This window comes from Thiohalocapsa halophila, assembly GCF_016583825.1.
Lineage (GTDB): Bacteria > Pseudomonadota > Gammaproteobacteria > Chromatiales > Chromatiaceae > Thiohalocapsa > Thiohalocapsa halophila.
The window spans coordinates 1-18010 of record NZ_NRRV01000040.1 but is presented as its reverse complement, the minus strand read 5'-3'; the positions used below and the strand labels follow the sequence as shown (position 1 = coordinate 18010).

Below are 18010 nucleotides of genomic sequence, written 5' to 3'. Positions count from 1 at the left end.
GGCTTGCACCTCATACAGCGTCGGTGGAAGTTCAGAATCAGGCGATATTGTGGAGCTTCGGCGACCCCCCGCCTATGTCCCGAGTCAGGCAATGCCTCGGTGACCGGCAGCGCCCGGCCGCAGGGGCGGGCCTGATGGGCGGCGCTTCTCAACCAGCGCGAGCTCAGGCGTCGGCGATGTCCAGCCGTCGCGCGACGCGTTGAAGCCGGTCCGCGAACCGGTCGAGCCGGACGGACTGCTCGGCGAGAAACACGTGTAGGTTCGCGACGACGCCCTCCAAGCTGCCGAGACGTGACTTGATCTCGCGCACGTCTTCCCGGGTTTCGCGCTGGGAGTCCAGGACGCGCTGGAGCGTCTGCTGGATCAAGCCTGGGCTGATGTCGGGCATGCCAATGTTTGCGATGAGCGGGCCTGTTGGCGGCAAGCATAGTCCATCAGCTACAGCAGCAGCCGCCGAATATCCCCGAGCAGGCTCGCCAGCAGCGTGGTGAAGCGCACGCCGTCGGCGCCGTCGACAACGCGGTGGTCATAGGACAGCGACAGCGGCAGCAGCAGGCGCGGCGCGAATTCTTCGCCGTTCCACACGGGCTTGGTCTCGGAGCGGGAGACGCCGAGGATGGCCACCTCCGGGGCGTTGACGATGGGCGTGAAGGCGGTGCCGCCGATGCCGCCGAGGCTGGAGACGGTGAAGGTACCGCCCTGCATGTCGCCGGGCAGGAGCTTGCCGTCGCGGGCCTTACCGCTCACCGCCATCAACTCCCGCGCGAGGTCGAACAAGCCCTTCTTGTCCACGTCCCGCAGCACCGGCACAACCAGGCCGTTCGGCGTGTCCACGGCCACGCCGATGTGGGTGTAGTGCTTCATCACCAGGTTCTCGCCGTCGGCGGCCAGCGATGCCTTGAGGATGGGCATCTGGGCGAGCGCGCCGGCGACGGCCTTGAGCAGGAAGGGCATGAAGGTGAGCTTGACGCCGGCCTGCTCGGCGGCCGCCTTTTGGTCCTTGCGGAAGGCCTCCAGCTCCGTGATGTCCGCCTCGTCGAACTGGGTGACATGGGGCACCGAGAGCCAGCTGCGGTGCAAATGGCTACCGCTCAGCTTCTTGATGCGCGAGAGCGGCTGGGTCTCCACCTGCCCGAACTTGCCGAAGTCCACCTCCGGCGCCGCCGGCAGCTGGAAGGGCAGACCGCCCGCCGGTGCTTGGGGTGCCCCGGCCGCCAGGGTTTGTTTGACGAAGGCCTGCACGTCGTCCTTCAGGATGCGGTTCTTGCGCCCGCTGCCCTTCACGCGTGTCAGGTCCACGCCGAGCTCGCGGGCGAAGCGACGGACGGCCGGGCTCGCATGCGGTGTGCGGCCGGGAGCATAAGCCTGCATGTCCGCCGGGCGGGTCGAAACCGGCGCCTTGCGCCGCGCCGCCTCGCCCGGGGTTGGGCCGGCGGCTGCCGGCGGCTCCGCCGGGGCTTGCGGCTGCGCCGGCGCCGCTGCGGGCTCGCCGGCCTCGGCGGCGGTGCTGTCCGGCGCGCTGTCGGCGGGGGGCTGCTCGGCGCTGCCCCGCAGCGTCAGCAACAGGTCGCCCTGGTTGAGTTGATCCCCCACCTTGACGCCGACGGACTCCACCTCGCCGGCGGCGGGCGAGGGGATCTCCATGGTGGCCTTGTCGGACTCCAGGGTCAGAATGGACTGATCCACCTCGACGTGATCGCCCGGCGCCACCAGCACCTCGATGACGGGGATGTCGGTGAAGTCGCCGATGTCCGGCAGATGCACCGGGATGGACTCGGCGGCGGCCGACGAAGCCCCGGATGACGGGGTGGGCGAGGCAGCCGCCGGGGCGGGCGCCGCCGGCTCGGCGGTGTCCGGCTGCGCGGAGGGCGCGGCGGACGCCGCCGGCTCGGGGGCCGGCTCCGGGGCCGTCTCTTCCGGGGCCGGCGCTGGCTCGCCCGCGGCCGCGCCGTCGGCGGTTTCCACGGTCATCAACAGCATGTCCTTGCTGACCTTGTCGCCGACGGCGACCTTCAGCTCCTTGACCGTGCCGCCGACGGGCGACGGGATCTCCATGGTCGCCTTGTCGCTCTCCAGCGTCAGGATGGATTGCTCGGGCTCGATGCGGTCGCCCTCGGCGACCAGCACCTCGATGATCTCCACCTCGGCGAAGTCGCCGATGTCCGGCAGCAGGACCTGCTCTACGCTTGCCACGGTGTGCTCTCCTGGATGCGGTTCGTGCTCTGGCGAGTCGCGTTGATCGCAAACAACACCGTGGTTAGACGGTCACCGGATTCGGCTTTTCGGGGTCGATGCGGTACTTCTCGATGGCCTCGCGCACGCGCCCGGGGGTGATCTCGCCAGCGTCCGCCAGCGCCTTGAGCGCGGCGACGGCGACGTACCAGCGGTTCACCTCGAAGAACTTGCGCAGTTGGCTGCGCATGTCGCTGCGCCCGTAGCCGTCGGTGCCCAGCGTAAAGTAGCGCCCGGGCAGGTAGGGCCGGATCTGGTCTGCATAGGTGCGCATGTAGTCGGTGGCGGCGACGATGGGGCCCTCGGTCTCGCCGAGCTGCTCGGCGACATAGGGCAGGCGCGGGGACGCGTCGGGGTGGAGCATGTTCCAGCGCTCGGCGTCGATGCCGTCGCGGCGCAGCTCGTTGAAGCTGGTGACGCTCCAGACATCGGCGGCCACGTCGAAGTCCCGCGCCAGCAGCTCGGCGGCGGCGATAACCTCCCGCAGGATGGTGCCGCTGCCGAGCAGCTGCACCCTGTGCTTGCCGGACTCCGCCTGGCTGAACCGGTAGAGGCCGCGGCGGATGCCGTCCTCGGCGCCCTCCGGCATGGCCGGCATCGGGTAGTTCTCGTTCATGACGGTGACGTAGTAGAAGCAGTTCTCCCGCTCCTGGTACATCCGCCGCATGCCGTCCTGCACGATCACGGCCAGCTCGTAGGCGAAGGCCGGGTCGTAGCTGACGCAGTTCGGGATGGTGGAGGCGACGATCTGGCTGTGGCCGTCCTGGTGCTGGAGCCCTTCGCCGGCGAGGGTGGTGCGCCCGGCGGTGCCGCCGAGCAGGAAGCCGCGCGCCTGCATATCGCCGGCGGCCCAGACCAGGTCCCCGACGCGCTGGAAGCCGAACATGGAGTAGTAGATGTAGAAGGGGATCATCGCCTGGCCGTGGTTGGCGTAAGCCGTGGCGGCGGCGATCCAGGACGACATGGCGCCGGCCTCGGTGATGCCTTCCTGCAGCACCTGGCCGTTCTTCTCCTCGCGGTAGTACATCACCTGGTCGGAGTCCACCGGCTCGTAGAGCTGGCCCACGTGGGAGTAGATGCCGAGCTGGCGGAACATACCCTCCATGCCGAAGGTGCGCGCCTCGTCCGGCACGATGGGCACCACCAGCTTGCCGATCTCCTTGTCGCGGATGATCATGGTCAGCATCCGCACCAGCGCCATGGTGGTGGACATCTCGCGCTCGCCGCTGGACTCCAGCAGCTGCTTGAAGGTGTCGAGCGCCGGGATCGGCAGCGGCGCGAAATCCGCCTTGCGCGCCGGCAGCGGGCCGCCGAGGGCCTCGCGGCGCTCGTGCAGGTACTGCATCTCCGGGCTGTCCGCCGGCGGCTTGTAGAAGGGCGCGGCGCCGATCTGGTCGTCGGAGATCGGAATGTTGAACCGATCGCGGAAGGCCTTGAGCGCCGCCTCGCCCATCTTCTTCTGCGAGTGGGTGATGTTCTGGCCCTCGCCGGCGATGCCCATGCCGTAGCCCTTGACCGTCTTGGCCAGGATCACCGTCGGCTGGCCCTGGTGGGCCATGGCGGCGGCATAGGCGGCAAAGACCTTCGCCGGGTCGTGGCCGCCGCGGTTCAGGCGCCAGATGTCCTCGTCGGTCATGTTGGCGACCATGTCCGCGAGCTCCGGATACTTGCCGAAGAAGTGCTCGCGGGTGTAGGCGCCGCCCTTGGCCTTGTAGGCCTGGTAGTCGCCGTCGACGCATTCTTGCATGCGCTGCAACAGCAGCCCCTTGGTATCGCGGGCGAGCAGCGGGTCCCAATAGCTGCCCCAAATGACCTTGATGACGTTCCAGCCGGCGCCGCGGAAGACGGCCTCCAGCTCCTGGATGATCTTGCCGTTGCCGCGCACCGGCCCGTCCAGGCGCTGCAGATTGCAGTTGACCACGAAGACCAGGTTGTCGAGGCGCTCGCGGGCGGCGAGCGAGATGGCGCCGAGGGACTCGGGCTCGTCCATCTCGCCGTCGCCGAGGAAGGCCCAGACCTTGCGGCCGTCGGTGTTCACCACCCCGCGGTCGGCGAGGTAGCGCATGAAGCGCGCCTGGTAGATGGCCATGATGGGCCCCAAGCCCATGGACACCGTCGGGAACTGCCAGAAGCCGGGCATCAGCCAGGGATGCGGGTAGGACGACAGCCCGTTGCCGTCGACCTCTTGGCGGAAGCTGTAGAGCTCGTCTTCGCTCAGGCGGCCTTCGAGGTAGGCGCGGGCGTAGATGCCGGGGGCGGAGTGGCCCTGGATGAACACCAGGTCACCGCCGAAGTCCTTGTTGGCGGCACGAAAGAAATGGTTCAGCCCGACGTCGTAGAGCGTGGCGCTGGAGGCGAAGGACGAGATGTGGCCGCCGAGCTCCGTCGACAGCCGATTGGCCTGGACCACCATAGCCATGGCGTTCCAGCGCACGAAGGAGCGGATGCGCCGCTCCATGGCCCGGTCCCCTGAGAATCGTGCCTGCTTCTGCACCGGGATGGTGTTGACATAGGCCGTGTTGGCGCTAAACGGCAGATAGGCCCCGGAACGGCGCGCCTTGTCGATGAGGCGCTCAAGGAGATAGTGGGCGCGCTCGGTGCCCTCGTGCTCCAGCACGGCTTCGAGGGATTCGAGCCACTCCTGGGTCTCTTGCGGGTCGATGTCGGGCTTGTTGGCCATGGACCTTCCTGTGCGATGGGAAGCTGGGCGGGCGGCGCATTCGGCCCACGCCGGATCGGCTGAAATCAGCAGGCGCTCGGGTGCGCGGCAATGCCGGCGCCAGGGTGCGGGAGCGCCGGCGCGAGCGCGCACGCTAACCCAGGGCTGGAATATTGGCAAATACTGATCATTGGCAGGAAGAATGATCACAGACCCCAATGCTGCCACCGTTGGCCTGGGATACGCGGCGATTCTGCCGCAAGCGCGCTCGCTCGCCCATAAAAAAACCCCGGCTAGCGGCTGCTGCCCGGGGTCTTTTTGCCGCACCGCTCGCGGCGGTGGTGCGGCCTTGCTCCGGCGCGCAGCGTGGACGCGCGCCGACGCTCGCCGGTGAGCCTCAGCCGGCGGGGGCCTGCTCGGTGTCGGCCGCCGACTGCTCGGACGGCGCGTCGCTGCTGTCGGCAGGCATCGGCACAGGGCCAAAGCCGCGGGGCATGGGGGTATTGCGATAGGCTGCGGCGGCGGCACGGCGTTGCTCGGCCAGCTCCTGCATGGCGGCGCGGCGCTCGGCGGCGCGCTGCTTCATCTGCTCGCGGTAGGCCTGGTACCGGGCCTGGCGCGCCTCGCGCTCGGCGCTCTGCTCAGCGGGCGCGCCGGGGGCCGATGTGGGCATCGGCGGACGCTCCACCTTGGGCAGTTCGGGCATCGCCGGCGGCTCCGGCATGCTGAACTGCTCGGGCATCTGGGGCATCTGGGGCATCTGGGGCATCTGGGGTCGTTCGCCGAAGGCCGGACGCTCTGGCATCTCGGGCATGGCAGGCATCTCGGGACGCTCGAAGCCCAGGATCTCCGGCAGGCTCATCTCCGGCATTTGGGGGCGCTCACCGAAGGCCGGCGGCTCGGGTATGTCCGGGCGCTGCATCGGTCCGGCCATGGGCGCGGGGGCGGGCGGTGCGAAGCGCTCGAAGTGGGCACGCTGGCGCTCCATCATCGCCTCGACGGCCTTGTCCTGCTGCTCGGCGAATTCGCGCTGACGCTCGGCCATGGCTTCGAATTGCTCGGCTGCGACCGGCGCGTGGAAGGGCGCGGCACCATAAGGGCCATGGCTGTACGGCGCGTAGCCGGGCGCCATCCACTGCGCGGTGGCGGTGGCGGTGGCCGCCGCGAAGGCGACAGCGGAGACGGAGAGGGCAAGTGTCTTCATGAGTACACACCTTGATCTGTCGTGCCGCGGCGGCCATCGCATACGGGACGCGGCCTGCTGCGGGCTGTGAGGGGATTCCGGGTCAGCAAGTGTTGGTCTGGTTTGTCGCTGGTCCGCGTAGTGTCGGCGATCGCCGCTCAACGCAGACAAGCGCCAGTATATAAGAAAATACTGAAGTAACAATTGAATCCTTCGACGACGCGCCGGCGCCGATAGGCAATGGCTATGCGCCTGCCCGCCACACAGCAGGGCATCGGCGCCGTTCCGTCAGTGGCGGCTGCGTGCAGTCGCCTGTGGGGGGACGCCAATCAATGGGTGTTTGCCTAAGCCGGCGGGCCGTCTCGGCGGCGCTCGCGCAGCACTTCCCACAGGCCGCCGACATTCGAGCGCTCGCGATCCAGCACCAGCGTAATGGCGACCTCCTCCAGCGCCGCCAGCACGGCGAGGACGGCCGCGGCGCGAAAAGGCCATGCGGCCACACCGAGCAGCAGCAGAAACAGACCCGCCGCCGTCGCTACCACGGCCAGCTTCACCAGCCGGGTGTGATAGCTGGTAAAGCGGCGGAAGCGCACCAGACCCGCCACCGCCGGAAGGATGAAGCTCGCCACCACGGCGGAGAAGGCGAGATATTCCTGGCGCACCAGCTCCGGCCACAGCAGCAGCATGGATGCGGCCACCGCCGTATAGACGGCGACGTCTCCCCAGGAGTCGAGCATGGCGCCGAAGCGGCTCGCCTGACCGGTGAGGCGCGCCAAGGTGCCGTCGATGGCATCGGTAAAGAAAGCAGCCGCAAGCAGCCAGAGGAAGGGCTCGCGGTGGCCTTGCAAGGCCAGCAGAAACAACACCGGCGCCGCCACCAGCCGGAAGGCGCTCAGCAGATTGGGCAGGCGCCAGTGGTGCGCGTCCGTCATAAGCGGAACCAAGCCTGGAGTGGGGTGTGGTCAGACAGCCGGCGCCAGGGGGCGAGCCCAAGGCGCTCCGCGCGCAGCGGTGCCACGCCGCGGCAGTAGATCCGGTCCATGGGCAGCACGGGGGCCATTGCAGGCCAAGTGCGGGCATGGCGCCCGTGAAGGCTGCGAAAGACCTCCGAGAGCTCCAGCTCGGCGTTGAAGTCCCGCTCGGCGCGGCCCGACCAATCGTTGAAATCGCCGGCGACGATGAGCGGCTCGTGGTGGGGCACATGGGCCTCGATGCGCGCGGACAACCGCCGTATTTGCGGGCGGCGCTCGGCACCGAAGAAGCCGAAGTGTACACAAACCACGTGCAGGCGCTGATCCGCGCCCGGCATCTCGATGACACCGTGCAGCAGCGAGCGGCTCGCGGCGAATGGGTAAGGGGAGACGCCGATGTTCTCCCACTGCCGGAAGGGCCAGCGGCTCAGAATCGCATTGCCGTGATGGCCCTGATCATAAATGGCGTTCTGACCATAGGCGTGGTGGGGCCAGACGGTGTCCGCCAGGAACTCGAACTGGGGATAATCCGGCCACTCGTGCAGCCGCCGGGCATGGCTCTCGTGCTCGCCCAGCGCCTCTTGCAGGAACACCAGATCCGCGCGCGTGTGCGCCAGGGCATCGCGCATGCGATGCAGCACGAATTGCCGCCCGCCCATGCTGAAGCCCTTGTGGATGTTGTAGGTCAGGATGCTGAATTGGCGGCTCATGCGGGTCATCGGCGCGCCGGCTCGGCGCTTGATCGGGTTACGGCGCGTGCTGCGGGCTTGGGCAGACGGCCAGTGGTCTACCAGGGGCGGCGGCGAATGCGCAAACGGTACAGCAGCGGCGAGACCAGGGCGTCCAGCAGACCGAACAGGACAATTAATACCAGGATCTCGCCGCCGCCGAGCTGAAGCGCCCGCATGAGTCCGAGCGCGGGCAGCAGAGACTCGGGCACCGTGTCCAGCACCACCGCGCGGCTGCTGGGTGGCCGGTCCAGCCGCCGCTTGACGAAGCTGGCGAGCAGGTCGCCTGCCATGGCCAGGGCGCCGGCGGCGAGCCCGAGCAGTGGCGAAAGCCCCAGCAGTGGCGCCAAGGCCGTGCTTGCGGCCAGGGCTGCGACGAGCCCCCGCCAGGTCTTGGCGTCGCCCAAGAGTCGGCGGCCGTCCGCCAGGCGCCAGCCGAAGTCGATAGGGGCCGCCCCGCGCTCGCCCAGCATCGCATGCGCCAGCACCGGCGCGCCATTCGCGGCGACGATCAACAGCAGTAACGCTAGCACGACAGTCTCACGCGTATAAGAAGCCTCGGAGTCGCAGCACCCGGCCAAAAAGGGGCTCGACGGCCAAAAATGGTTCAGGGATTGCCATGGCTTCGCGTCTTTGGGGGTGCGGGCTGGCCGCCGCCAGCCTTAGATCTTCGCAGCTGGCTGCAAGGCCGCGCCACCGGCAGCTCGGGATTGCCTGAATCGCTTACAATCCGCGCTGGGTCGACTCTGGGGGGCGCGGTCTTGCTCCAGTTGATTGCCATCGCCGGCGGCGGCGCACTCGGTGCGCTGGCGCGGTTTTTCGTGTCCACCGGTGTGTATCGGGTGCTCGGGCGGGATTTCCCTTGGGGCACCTTGAGCGTCAATGTACTGGGCTCCTTTGCCATGGGGCTGCTTTTTGTACTGCTGCTGGAGCGCAGCCTGCTAGTGGCGGAGCTGCGGGCGGCGATCCTCATCGGCTTCCTCGGCTCCTTCACCACCTTCTCGACCTTCTCGCTGGAGACCTTGACGCTGGTGGAGCAGGGGGAGATGCTGCGGGCGCTCGCGAACATCGCCGTGAGCGTGCTGGTCTGCCTCGCCGCCTGTTGGGCCGGCATCGTCGCCGCGAGAGCCCTATGAGCAAGCCCGCCTCCAGAGCCGAGACCGCCGAGACACCGTTGCTGTGGGCGACCATGGTGCGCGTTTATCTCAGCGAGTCCGATCATGGCCTGAAGCCCCTGCTCAAGTGCCTGCATGACGAGCTCAAAGTCCGCGGCGCCACCGTGACCCGTGGGGTGGCGGGCTTCGGCGCCTCCGGCGTGGTGCACGGCACCAGCCTCGTGGACCTCTCGGCGGACCTGCCGCTGGTGCTGGAGTTCTTCGACCGCCCGGAGCGCGCCCGCGCGGCCATCGAGCGCATCAAGGACTTCGTGCAGCCCGGCCACATCGTCTCCTGGAGCGTCAACGTCGAGAGCAGCGGCAACTAAAACCCCGCCTGACCCCGTGCCGTGGGAGCGGCATCCTTGCCGCGAAGGACCCGCTGCCGCCGTCACTCACGCCGCCGCATCTACAAGCAGGGGCGCCCATTTCGGTAGGATGCCCCAAACGCCGGGCGCCGCAGGCTGAACCGCATGGCCCCGGCGCCGCCGCTCCCCATCGCCGAAGACCCCACAAGAGCCGAGACCGTCATGCTGGATCCGAAACTCCTGCGCTCCGACCTGGAGCACGTCGCCACCCAGCTCGCCCGCCGCGGCGTGACGGTGGACACCGCCCGCATCGAGACGCTGGAGGGCCGCCGCAAGGACCTGCAAACGCGGGTGCAGGAGCTCCAGAACCTGCGCAACACGCGCTCCAAAGCCATCGGCAAGGCCAAGGCGGCGGGCGAGGACATCGAGCCGCTCAAGGCCGAGATCGCCGGGCTCGGCGACCAGCTGAAGGCGCTGGATGCCGAGCTCGGCGAGCTGCAGGCAGAGCTTCAGGACATCACGCTGGGCCTGCCGAACCTCCCGGATGCGAGCGTACCGGACGGCGCCGACGAGGACGCCAACCGCGAGGAGCGCCGCTGGGGCCAGCCGCCGAGCTTCGATTTCACGCCCAAGGACCACGTGGACCTCGGCGTGCCCGCAGGCTGGATGGACTTCGATGCCGCCGCCAAGCTGACCGCGTCGCGCTTCGTGGTGCTGAGCGGGCCGCTGGCGCGGCTGCATCGGGCCCTGATCCAGTTCATGCTGGATGTGCACACCACCGAGCACGGCTACACCGAGACCTATGTGCCCTACCTGGTGAATGCGGACAGCCTCACCGGCACGGGCCAGCTGCCCAAGTTCGCGGCGGACCTGTTCCGGATACCGGCGGCGACGGCCGAAGAAGATGCGGCCGGCCGGGATTTCTATCTCATCCCCACCGCCGAGGTGCCGGTGACCAACCTGGTGCGCGACGTCATCGTCGACGCCGATGCCATGCCGCGAAAATGGGTCGCCCACACCCCTTGCTTTCGCAGCGAGGCCGGCTCCTACGGCAAGGACACCCGCGGCATGATCCGCCAGCACCAGTTCGAAAAGGTGGAGCTGGTGCAGGCGGTGCGACCCGACGACGCCTTCCACGCCCTGGAGACGCTGACCGGGCACGCCGAGACCATTTTGCAGCGCCTGGAGCTGCCCTATCGGGTAGTGACCCTGTGCACCGGCGATCTCGGCTTCTCCGCGGTGAAGACCTTCGACTTAGAGGTCTGGCTGCCGGGGCAGGACCGCTACCGCGAGATCTCCTCCTGCTCCAACTTCGGCGACTTCCAGGCGCGGCGCCTGCAGGCACGCTGGCGCAACCCCGAGACCGGCAAGCCCGAGCTGGTGCACACCCTGAACGGCTCCGGGCTGGCCGTCGGTCGCACCCTGGTGGCGGTGCTGGAGAACTACCAGCAGGCCGACGGCAGCATCCGGGTGCCGGCGGCGCTCGTGGCCTACATGGGCGGCTTGGAGGTGCTGCGGCCCTGAGCCCGGAGCGCCCTGTGCTGCGTGTCACCCTCGTTCCCGGGCTCTGCCCGCGAATGCGCTCGCGAGGCTCCGCCTCGGATGTGTTAGCGAGGGGCGACTGGCGGGGCGAGGAAGAACCTGGAGACAGCCGCGTGCGTCGTGCCGACGGCAGGAGGCGCGATGATCCGGCGGTTGCCGTCGGCCCTTGGCTTAGGGATTCCAGAATTTGACCAGGGTCACGACCAGTCCGCCGACGGTGACGGTGGTGCCGAATGACCAAATCATGAATCGATCGATGCGGCGGGTGAGTGCCTCGAAGCGTTGATCCGCCTGCTCGAAGCGCTTATCGATTTGCTCGAAGCGTTTATCGACTTGCTCGAAGCGCTTATCGACTTGCTCGAAGCGCTTATCGACTTGCTCGAAGCGTTTATCGACTTGCTCGAAGCGCTTGTCGACTTGCTCGAAGCGCGCCAGCATGTCCTGGCGCAGCTCCTGGCGGCGCTGCTCGGCCGCTTCGAAGCGTTCGTCCATCCGCGCGAAGCCTTCGCGCATTAGCTCGCGCTGGTGCTTGAGCTCCTCCTCCACGCGGACCATTCGCTCGCGCAGCTCGACCTCGTAGACCGCCGGCGGCTTGCCGAGGGACTGCTCCGCCAGCCACTCGCCGAGGTGGTCTTTGATGAACTGGATGTCTTCCTGGGCTAGGGCCATTGCTGCTAGGGATACTTGCTGGCTCCCGGATCAGTATATCAGGCGGTGCGGGTGGGCCTGGGAGGGGGCCGGCGGCATGGTCGCCGCGTCAACGAGATCGGGCCGGACGGCCAAGGGGTGCGCCTGGGAATCGTCTGCCGGGGCGTTCCCTGGTCGGCACACGGCAAATGCATTGCAACCCGCAGCTGCCGGGCTGGTGCGCCGGGGCGCGGCGTTGGTGCCGGGCGTGTCGTCGTAACTCTGGCGGTTCGCTCCTCGTTCCCGGGCTCTGCCCGGGAATGCGGTCGCGAGGCTCTGCCTCGACTCCGCGGCACGCGAGGCAGAGCCTCCGGGCTGGGCTCCCAGGCGGACGGAGCCTGGGAACCAGGGTAGGGTCTTCGCGGCGAGGGGCTCAGCGGCTGCCGCGGCGCTCGGCCTCGAGGGCCAGCGCGGGCAGGCTGTTGTCGGCCGCCTCGAGCGCTGGCCGTTGGCCGCGGCGCGGCTGGTCGCCGGCGTCGATCATTGCGGTGGCGGTGCCGACCGGCCGCGGCAGGTCGCGGCTGCCGCGGCGGGTCACCTCGGCGGCGGTGTCGGCCTCGCTCGCCATCGCTTGCGCTGGGGGTATGGGCTGTTGGTGCAGCGCGGCGGTGGCGGCGACGCTGGCGGCGAAGAACAGGGCGGCGATGGACAGGGTCTTGGTCATTTCTGCGGTCTCCAATGGGTGGTGAGCTTTGTCGGCGTCGTCCGTTGCCGGGCGGCGCGGGGCGCTGTGCCTTGGAGATCAGCTTAAGGGGCGGGGCCGCCCCGGGCAGGTAAGCTTCGCGCAGTGTTTTGGTGAACTATTCCCGGTGTGCCGTGAAGGGCGGGCTCCGGCGTAGGTCGGGCTGAGGCACGAAGCCCGACACCCGACACCGAAGCTAAAGGGCTCTGACCCCTTTTTCGAATGATTGATGTCAGCGCTGCCCATCACTGACTATTTCCGCGACAATGTGCTCGTCAAGCGACCGTACATCCGGCGTGAATGGTGCGAGGCAGCTGTTCGTGATCCCATCCGCACGGAAGTGCAGTCGTACGACGGTCGCATCAGACACTGGATCTGGGTTGATGCCCTGGGCCGTTACCTGCGTGTGGTGACCCTGGCCGATGGGCAGACGATCCACAACGCCTTCCCGGATCGGAGGTTCAAGCCGTGAAACTCAACTACGATGCAGCAACCGATTCTCTCTACATTCATCTCAGTGAGCGTGTCGCAGCAGATTCCGATGAAGTCTCTGAAGGCGTGGTGCTCGATTACGATGGTGCTGGTGTCTTGGTGGGTATCGACATCCAACACGCCAGTCGGCGAACAGACTTGGCGACACTGTCTGTGAACAAGCTCCCACTTGGGCACCTTGACGCTGCATGACTGCGACCGCCAAGCGACCAGACGCGCACCAGCAAAAACAAACTCGCCGACGCCTACCTGCTCACCCCAGAAGGCATCGACACCAAGGCTCCCATCACCGCGCACTTCAGTCAGCGCAAGCGCGCCGATGACGACGCCCTTGAGGCCGAGCTCGAACAGCTCACCGCCGAAGCCCAGGCCGAAGGCCTGCTCGACCCCGCAACCGCCAACCCATGAGCTCTTTCATCAACGCACTCCTGCTCAAAGTCCACACCGGCGCCCTCGGCGAGCGCCCGTTCGAGCTGCTGGAGGCGTTCCGCTGCTGGAGCACCATCGGCGCCAGCGAGGCCGACCCGCGCTGGATCAGCGTGTCCGCCGGTTAATGCACCGACTCCACCGTAATCCCGCGCCTGGCCGGGTCCATGTTGCCACCGGTCAGGCGCAGCGCCAAAGCTGCCGTCACCGCGACGGGCGTCGACCCCTTCACGGCGGTATGGCCCAACACGAAGATAAAGGACTCTGACCCCTTTTTCTGGGCACCCAACGCGTGGCGGAAGACGACGCCCGTCGCCTCTTGCAACAGGCCGCCCCCGGAGATCCGATCATGCAGACCTTCATTGACCGCTATATCCAGCAAGGCATCGAGCAAGGCATCGAGCAGGGCAAGCGCCAAGGCGAAGCCTAGGTCCTACTGCGCCAGCTGGAGCGCAAATTCGGTCCTGTCAGCGCCAACCTGCGCCAGCGCATCCAGGAGGCCGACGCCGAGACCCTGCTGGACTGGTCGGAGCGCATCCTCACGGCGGACACGCCGGAGGCTGTTTTTCACTGAGCGCAGACGGCTCCAACCCGCGTTGGCCCACAACGAGCGCCCCGCGCGATAAACGGCTCCGACCCCCGTTCGGACCCGTGGGAGCGGCATCCTTGCCGCGACGGCCCCTGATCGTGCCGACAACAGCACCCCCACAGCGCTGACCGCCGCACCGAGTCGCAGGGCGCCTCGACCCGCAACCGCCCCCGGCATCATCCGGGCCAAAACGACTCCGACCCCGTTTCCCACAATCGGTACAATCGGCGTAGGTCGGGCTGAGGCACGAAGCCCGACACCCGACACCGAAGCTAAAGGGCTCTGACCCCTTGTTGCAGAACTTCCGCAACAGCCGCAACAAGCGCGCCTGTCTCTACCTGCTCACGCCGCAGGGCATCGACGCCAAGGCCCGCATCGCCGCCCGCTTCCTGCAGCGCAAAGAGGCCGAATACGCCGCCTTGCACGCCGAGATGAAGGCCGACGCCGACACTGGGCTGCGCTAGCCGCCGGCGCGCCGCAACGCCGCGGCGCTCGCCCAGCCCCAGCGCCGGACCTGGCAGATGATGATCAAGCTCACCGCCCAGACCCAAGCCGAAGACCTGCTCGACACCTGAGTACCCATGAGCTCCTTGCACCGACGCGCGCGTCCTCAAGGTCCACACCGGCAACCTCGCTGAGCCCCCGTTCGAGCTGCTGGAGGCCTTTCGCTACTGGAGCACCATCGGCACCAGCGAAGCCGACCCGCGCTGGATCAGCGTGTCCGCCGGCGACCGCAGCGACTTCGCCTCGATCCCGCGCCTGGTCTGGCCCCTGCTGCCACCGGTCGGGCGCAGCGGCAAGGCCGCCGTCATCTGGCTGCCAGGGCAGATCCGGCTGGCTATTGCAGCCTGAACAAGAGCTTCCCTGATGCCGACAATCAGCATGTTTTACGGGATCCTCGTCAGCATGTATGTGCTCGACACCGATCGCCACCACAGCCCGCACATTCATGTTCGCTACAATGAGCACAAGGCAGTGTTGCGCATCCCAGATGGAGACGTGCTCGACGGAGCGCTCCCTGGCAAGCAAATGAAACTTGTACAAGCCTGGGTTGCGATCCATCAGGACGAGCTGATGGCCGATTGGCAACTCGCCAGTGAGGGCCAAGCTCCTTTCAAGATCGATCCCTTGCGTTGAGGCATACGCCATGACACCAGATATCATCAAGGTCAAAGCCTTAGCTGATTTCATGCTGGAAGCGGAATTTGCTGACGGTGAGATCCGGCGGTTCGATGTCCGTCCGCTACTCGATTACCCTGCCTTTTCCGCGTTGCGCGAAGGGAGCCTGTTCATGGCAGCCAAGGTCGAAAATGGCACGGTCGCCTGGACCGACGAGATCGATCTTTCACCGGACACTCTGTACCTGCGCGGCGAGGTCGTGCAAAGGAACTGGGGTGCCGAAGCTGTGGCTTCCAAATGAGCTGACCGCCTACTTGGTAACCCCATAGGTCAACTAAGGAGCGACGCCAATGGCGCTGGCCGTTCGGCATCACGGTTGGCGTCGGCGGCGTGATCATCGGCGTGCTTAAGCTCATGAGCGTGCAGGGGCGACTGAATTCGCCCCCACAATCTCTACACGTCTCCCTGGACGCGCAGTTGTAGCGGCAGCCGTAGGGGCTGCGGTAGGGGCGGCTTCAGCCGCCCAAACACCCAGCAGGGGTAAACCACTCCGACCCCTTTTCCGTCTGCCGCCGAGACCCTACTGAACTGGTCGGAGCGCATCCTCACGGCGGACACACCGGAGGCTGTTTTTCACTGAGCGCAGACGGCTCCAGCCCGCGTTGGCCCACAACGAGCGCCCCGCGCGATAAACGGCTCCGACCCCTTTTCGGGCCCGTGGGAGCGGCATCCTTGCCGCGACGGCCCCTGATCGTGCCGACGACAGCGCCCCCACAGCGCTGACCCCCGCACCGATCGGCAGGGCGGCTCGACCTGGGGCCAAAACCACTCCGACCCCGTTTCCCACAATCGGCGCAATCGGCGTAGGTCGGGCTGAGGCACGAAGCCCGACACCCGACACCGAAGCTAAAGGGCTCTGACCCCTTTTTGCACAACGAAGCCCTGGCCGTCCTCGGCGAGCCCGCCTGGCGCCGCGCCATCATGGTCTGGGCCGTCAAATGGTTTGGGCCCAGGTTTCGGGCTGGCACATGACTTGACCGAAAAACTGGCGCCCGAAAAACTAGACGAGTCACCGGTTTAATACGAAGGCAGGGACCCAAAGCCCATGCTCAAGCGTTAAGACATCACCAACTTCACCTGTTTCGCCCATGCGCAGCTTGATTTTGGGCGCAACCTCAACGTCTTCGTTGGTGAGAACGGCACGGGCAAGACCCACCTGCTCAAGCTCGCGTATACGCCGCCTGCGGCCAGTGCCGAGCAGGCGCGCAAGGCGGTCGGCGCGCCGACCAAATCCGCACTACAGTCCCTGTGGGCCGACAAGCTGGTCAACGTCTTCCGCCCCGAGACCCTCGGCCGGCTCGCGCGGCGCGGGCAAGGACGGCGCCGCTGCGAGGTCGGGCTCACCTTCGCCGAGCAGTCTCTGGACAGCGCCTTCAGCTTCGCGACCAACAGCAAGAGCGAGGTCAGCGTCGAGACCGCGCCCGCGCAATGGCTCGACGCCGCACCCGTCTACCTGCCCACGCGAGAACTGCTAACCATCTACCCGAACTTCGTCGCCGTCTACGAGCAGCACTACCTCGAGCTCGAGGAGACCTGGCGCGACACCGCCGTGCTCCTCGGCGGTCTGCTCCAGCGCGGGCCCCGCGAACACCGTATTCGCCGCTTACTCGAACCCCTGGAAACGGCCATGCAGGGCAGCATCGAGCTCGACAACAATGGCCGCTTCTACCTGCGCAACGCCAGCGGGCGCATGGAGATGCCGCTGGTCGCCGAAGGACTGCGTAAGCTTGCGATGCTCGCCCGCCTGATCGCCACCGGCACCCTGCTCGACAAGGGCGCCCTATTCTGGGATGAGCCCGACGCCAACCTCAACCCGCGCCTGATCAAATGCATCGCCCGCAGCATCTGCGATCTCGCCGGCTCCGGCATCCAGGTGTTCATCGCCACGCATAGCCTGTTCCTGTTGCGAGAGATCGAGATCTTGACTGCCGCAGCGACACGCAAGCCACTCCACACGCGCTACTTCGGGCTACATGCTGGCGCCGATGGTGTCCAGATCCAACAGGGCCCCAACGTCGACGACATCGGCGACATCGCCGCCCTCGATGAAGAGCTCGCCCAGTCCGACCGCTTCTTGGCCGCCAATGCCTCATGACCCAGTCGATCGACGTCGACGGCCTGATCCTCGTCTTCCCGACCGACTGGCAGTGCAGCCGCTACGACGACTGGGCCTTTTATCGCAAACAAGCGCTCAAGATGCGCGATGGCATCAAAGGCATTGACCTGCTCGCGATCGATCCTCAGCGCACCGCCTGGGCCATCGAGGTCAAGGATTACCGCCGCCACCAGCGAACCAAGCCCACCGCGCTCCCAGAAGAAGTAGCCTTGAAGGTTTTCGACACACTGGCGATGCTGCTGCCGGCCAAACTGAACGCATCGGCGCCTGCAGAGCAACGGCACGCTAAAGCGGTCTGCGCAGCACGGCGCTTGCGCGTCGTGCTGCACCTTGCGCAGCCGCGCACCCATTCTCGACTCTGGCCACGAGCAATAAACCCGGCGGACGTTCAACAGCAACTGCGCAGGCTAGTCAAACCCATCGACGCTCATCCGCTCGTCGTAGACAACGCGAGCCCCGCAGTTGCCTGGCATACGCGATAACGCAAGGAAACCGCCCCATGCCCCAACCAGACAGGGCAGGGCGGTAGCGTGCCCAACACTAAAAACCCGCATCACCGCGCGCTTCATCCAGCGCAAGCGCGCGGAATACGACGGCCCAAGCCCCCATCCTATGGCGCACCGTACAAGAGGCGCCGCTTGATGCGGAGGTGCGCGACATTTTGTCGCAAGTACTGGAATTCTGGTTTTTTGAGCGATTTCGCGGCTTGACCGCGCAGGAGGTCTGGGCAAGGCTGAACCTGGTGACTCCGATACAGGAGACGAAGGCCTATCAGTCGATCTTTGCCGAGGGCGGGGGATGTCAAGGGCAAGGCCGAAGGCAAGGCCGAAAGCCTCAAGCGTCTGCTCGTTCGCCGCTTCGGTCCCCTGCCTGTCTGGGCCATGCAACGGATCGGCGCGGCGCCGGTCGCGCAACTGGATGCATGGCTCGATGGGATTCTCGATGCCCAGAGCGTGGAGGAGTTAATCGGAGGTGATGAGGGGTGAAGCCAACAGCTGGGGTTGTCCTGCGCATGCTCAGATGTGGCAACACAAGACCTGAACACCCCGTCTCCCCCTGACC

General features: G+C 67.0%; 23 protein-coding genes. 13 read left to right on the top strand and 10 right to left on the bottom strand.

Annotation, left to right across the window (positions count from 1 at the left end):
- Positions 1–163: 163 nt before the first annotated feature.
- The 7 genes from CKO31_RS15850 to CKO31_RS15820 form a co-directional block, all read right to left on the bottom strand.
- Positions 164–388, bottom strand: coding sequence for a hypothetical protein (locus CKO31_RS15850; protein ID WP_200239401.1), 225 nt, complete (start codon positions 386–388; stop codon positions 164–166).
- Positions 389–438: 50 nt separating this feature from the next.
- Positions 439–2193, bottom strand: a complete 1755-nt coding sequence (gene aceF / locus CKO31_RS15845; protein WP_200239399.1) for a dihydrolipoyllysine-residue acetyltransferase — start codon at positions 2191–2193, stop codon at positions 439–441.
- Positions 2194–2257: 64 nt separating this feature from the next.
- The gene (aceE, locus tag CKO31_RS15840) at positions 2258–4912 is read right to left on the bottom strand and encodes a pyruvate dehydrogenase (acetyl-transferring), homodimeric type (RefSeq protein WP_200239397.1); all 2655 of its coding nucleotides are present in this window, start codon (positions 4910–4912) and stop codon (positions 2258–2260) included.
- A gap of 376 nt (positions 4913–5288) precedes the next feature.
- Positions 5289–6095 (bottom strand): hypothetical protein, encoded by an 807-nt coding sequence (locus tag CKO31_RS15835; RefSeq protein ID WP_200239395.1) that lies wholly within the window; start codon positions 6093–6095, stop codon positions 5289–5291.
- A gap of 323 nt (positions 6096–6418) precedes the next feature.
- On the bottom strand, positions 6419–7006 hold the full coding sequence (locus CKO31_RS15830) for a CDP-alcohol phosphatidyltransferase family protein (protein WP_200239393.1): 588 nt from the start codon (positions 7004–7006) through the stop codon (positions 6419–6421).
- Complete coding sequence (locus CKO31_RS15825) at positions 7003–7755, bottom strand: endonuclease/exonuclease/phosphatase family protein (RefSeq protein WP_200239391.1); 753 nt, start codon at positions 7753–7755, stop codon at positions 7003–7005. The genes CKO31_RS15830 and CKO31_RS15825 overlap by 4 nt, the downstream gene beginning before the upstream one ends.
- A 77-nt stretch (positions 7756–7832) precedes the next feature.
- Positions 7833–8306 carry a CDP-archaeol synthase gene (locus tag CKO31_RS15820; protein ID WP_200239389.1) on the bottom strand — a complete coding sequence of 158 codons (474 nt, stop codon included), beginning with the start codon at positions 8304–8306 and terminating at the stop codon, positions 7833–7835.
- Between the two features lie 228 nt (positions 8307–8534).
- On the opposite strand from CKO31_RS15820, the gene crcB reads away from it, so the two are divergent.
- From crcB to serS, 3 genes are all read left to right on the top strand, one after another.
- A complete protein-coding gene (gene crcB / locus CKO31_RS15815; RefSeq protein WP_200239387.1) occupies positions 8535–8909 on the top strand; it encodes a fluoride efflux transporter CrcB in 375 nt (124 codons plus the stop codon).
- Positions 8906–9256 carry a DUF190 domain-containing protein gene (locus CKO31_RS15810; protein ID WP_200239385.1) on the top strand — a complete coding sequence of 117 codons (351 nt, stop codon included), beginning with the start codon at positions 8906–8908 and terminating at the stop codon, positions 9254–9256. The genes crcB and CKO31_RS15810 overlap by 4 nt, the downstream gene beginning before the upstream one ends.
- Before the next feature lie 201 nt (positions 9257–9457).
- Positions 9458–10759: a serine--tRNA ligase gene (gene serS / locus CKO31_RS15805; protein ID WP_200239383.1), complete on the top strand. Its 1302-nt coding sequence runs from the start codon at positions 9458–9460 to the stop codon at positions 10757–10759.
- 189 nt (positions 10760–10948) lie between these two features.
- On the opposite strand, the gene CKO31_RS15800 is transcribed toward serS, so the two are convergent.
- Both CKO31_RS15800 and CKO31_RS15795 read right to left on the bottom strand, forming a co-directional pair.
- Positions 10949–11446 (bottom strand): hypothetical protein, encoded by a 498-nt coding sequence (locus tag CKO31_RS15800; RefSeq protein WP_200239380.1) that lies wholly within the window; start codon positions 11444–11446, stop codon positions 10949–10951.
- Between the two features lie 391 nt (positions 11447–11837).
- Complete coding sequence (locus CKO31_RS15795) at positions 11838–12128, bottom strand: hypothetical protein (protein ID WP_200239377.1); 291 nt, start codon at positions 12126–12128, stop codon at positions 11838–11840.
- A gap of 247 nt (positions 12129–12375) precedes the next feature.
- On the opposite strand from CKO31_RS15795, the gene CKO31_RS15790 reads away from it, so the two are divergent.
- From CKO31_RS15790 to CKO31_RS15780, 3 genes are all read left to right on the top strand, one after another.
- The gene (locus CKO31_RS15790) at positions 12376–12618 is read left to right on the top strand and encodes a hypothetical protein (protein ID WP_200239375.1); all 243 of its coding nucleotides are present in this window, start codon (positions 12376–12378) and stop codon (positions 12616–12618) included.
- A complete protein-coding gene (locus CKO31_RS15785; protein ID WP_200239373.1) occupies positions 12615–12830 on the top strand; it encodes a DUF2283 domain-containing protein in 216 nt (71 codons plus the stop codon). The genes CKO31_RS15790 and CKO31_RS15785 overlap by 4 nt, the downstream gene beginning before the upstream one ends.
- A gap of 212 nt (positions 12831–13042) precedes the next feature.
- Entirely contained in the window at positions 13043–13192 is a 150-nt protein-coding gene (locus CKO31_RS15780; RefSeq protein ID WP_200239371.1) for a hypothetical protein, read from the top strand.
- Here the strand turns inward: CKO31_RS15780 and CKO31_RS15775 are convergent.
- Entirely contained in the window at positions 13189–13482 is a 294-nt protein-coding gene (locus CKO31_RS15775; RefSeq protein ID WP_200239462.1) for a hypothetical protein, read from the bottom strand. The genes CKO31_RS15780 and CKO31_RS15775 overlap by 4 nt on opposite strands.
- A 464-nt stretch (positions 13483–13946) precedes the next feature.
- Here CKO31_RS15775 and CKO31_RS15765 point away from each other — a divergent pair, with 464 nt between their 5' ends.
- From CKO31_RS15765 to CKO31_RS27405, 7 genes are all read left to right on the top strand, one after another.
- Complete coding sequence (locus CKO31_RS15765; RefSeq protein ID WP_242475416.1) at positions 13947–14117, top strand: helix-turn-helix domain-containing protein; 171 nt, start codon at positions 13947–13949, stop codon at positions 14115–14117.
- Between the two features lie 187 nt (positions 14118–14304).
- A complete protein-coding gene (locus CKO31_RS27690; protein ID WP_200239453.1) occupies positions 14305–14505 on the top strand; it encodes a DUF1353 domain-containing protein in 201 nt (66 codons plus the stop codon).
- Between the two features lie 15 nt (positions 14506–14520).
- Complete coding sequence (locus CKO31_RS15755; protein WP_200239369.1) at positions 14521–14790, top strand: DUF4160 domain-containing protein; 270 nt, start codon at positions 14521–14523, stop codon at positions 14788–14790.
- Positions 14791–14800: 10 nt separating this feature from the next.
- Positions 14801–15073: a DUF2442 domain-containing protein gene (locus CKO31_RS15750; protein ID WP_200239366.1), complete on the top strand. Its 273-nt coding sequence runs from the start codon at positions 14801–14803 to the stop codon at positions 15071–15073.
- 822 nt (positions 15074–15895) lie between these two features.
- Positions 15896–16927: an AAA family ATPase gene (locus CKO31_RS27685; protein WP_369075133.1), complete on the top strand. Its 1032-nt coding sequence runs from the start codon at positions 15896–15898 to the stop codon at positions 16925–16927.
- Entirely contained in the window at positions 16924–17430 is a 507-nt protein-coding gene (locus CKO31_RS15740; protein ID WP_200239364.1) for a hypothetical protein, read from the top strand. The genes CKO31_RS27685 and CKO31_RS15740 overlap by 4 nt, the downstream gene beginning before the upstream one ends.
- Before the next feature lie 300 nt (positions 17431–17730).
- Positions 17731–17934, top strand: a complete 204-nt coding sequence (locus CKO31_RS27405; RefSeq protein WP_306341749.1) for a DUF4351 domain-containing protein — start codon at positions 17731–17733, stop codon at positions 17932–17934.
- Positions 17935–18010: the final 76 nt, after the last annotated feature.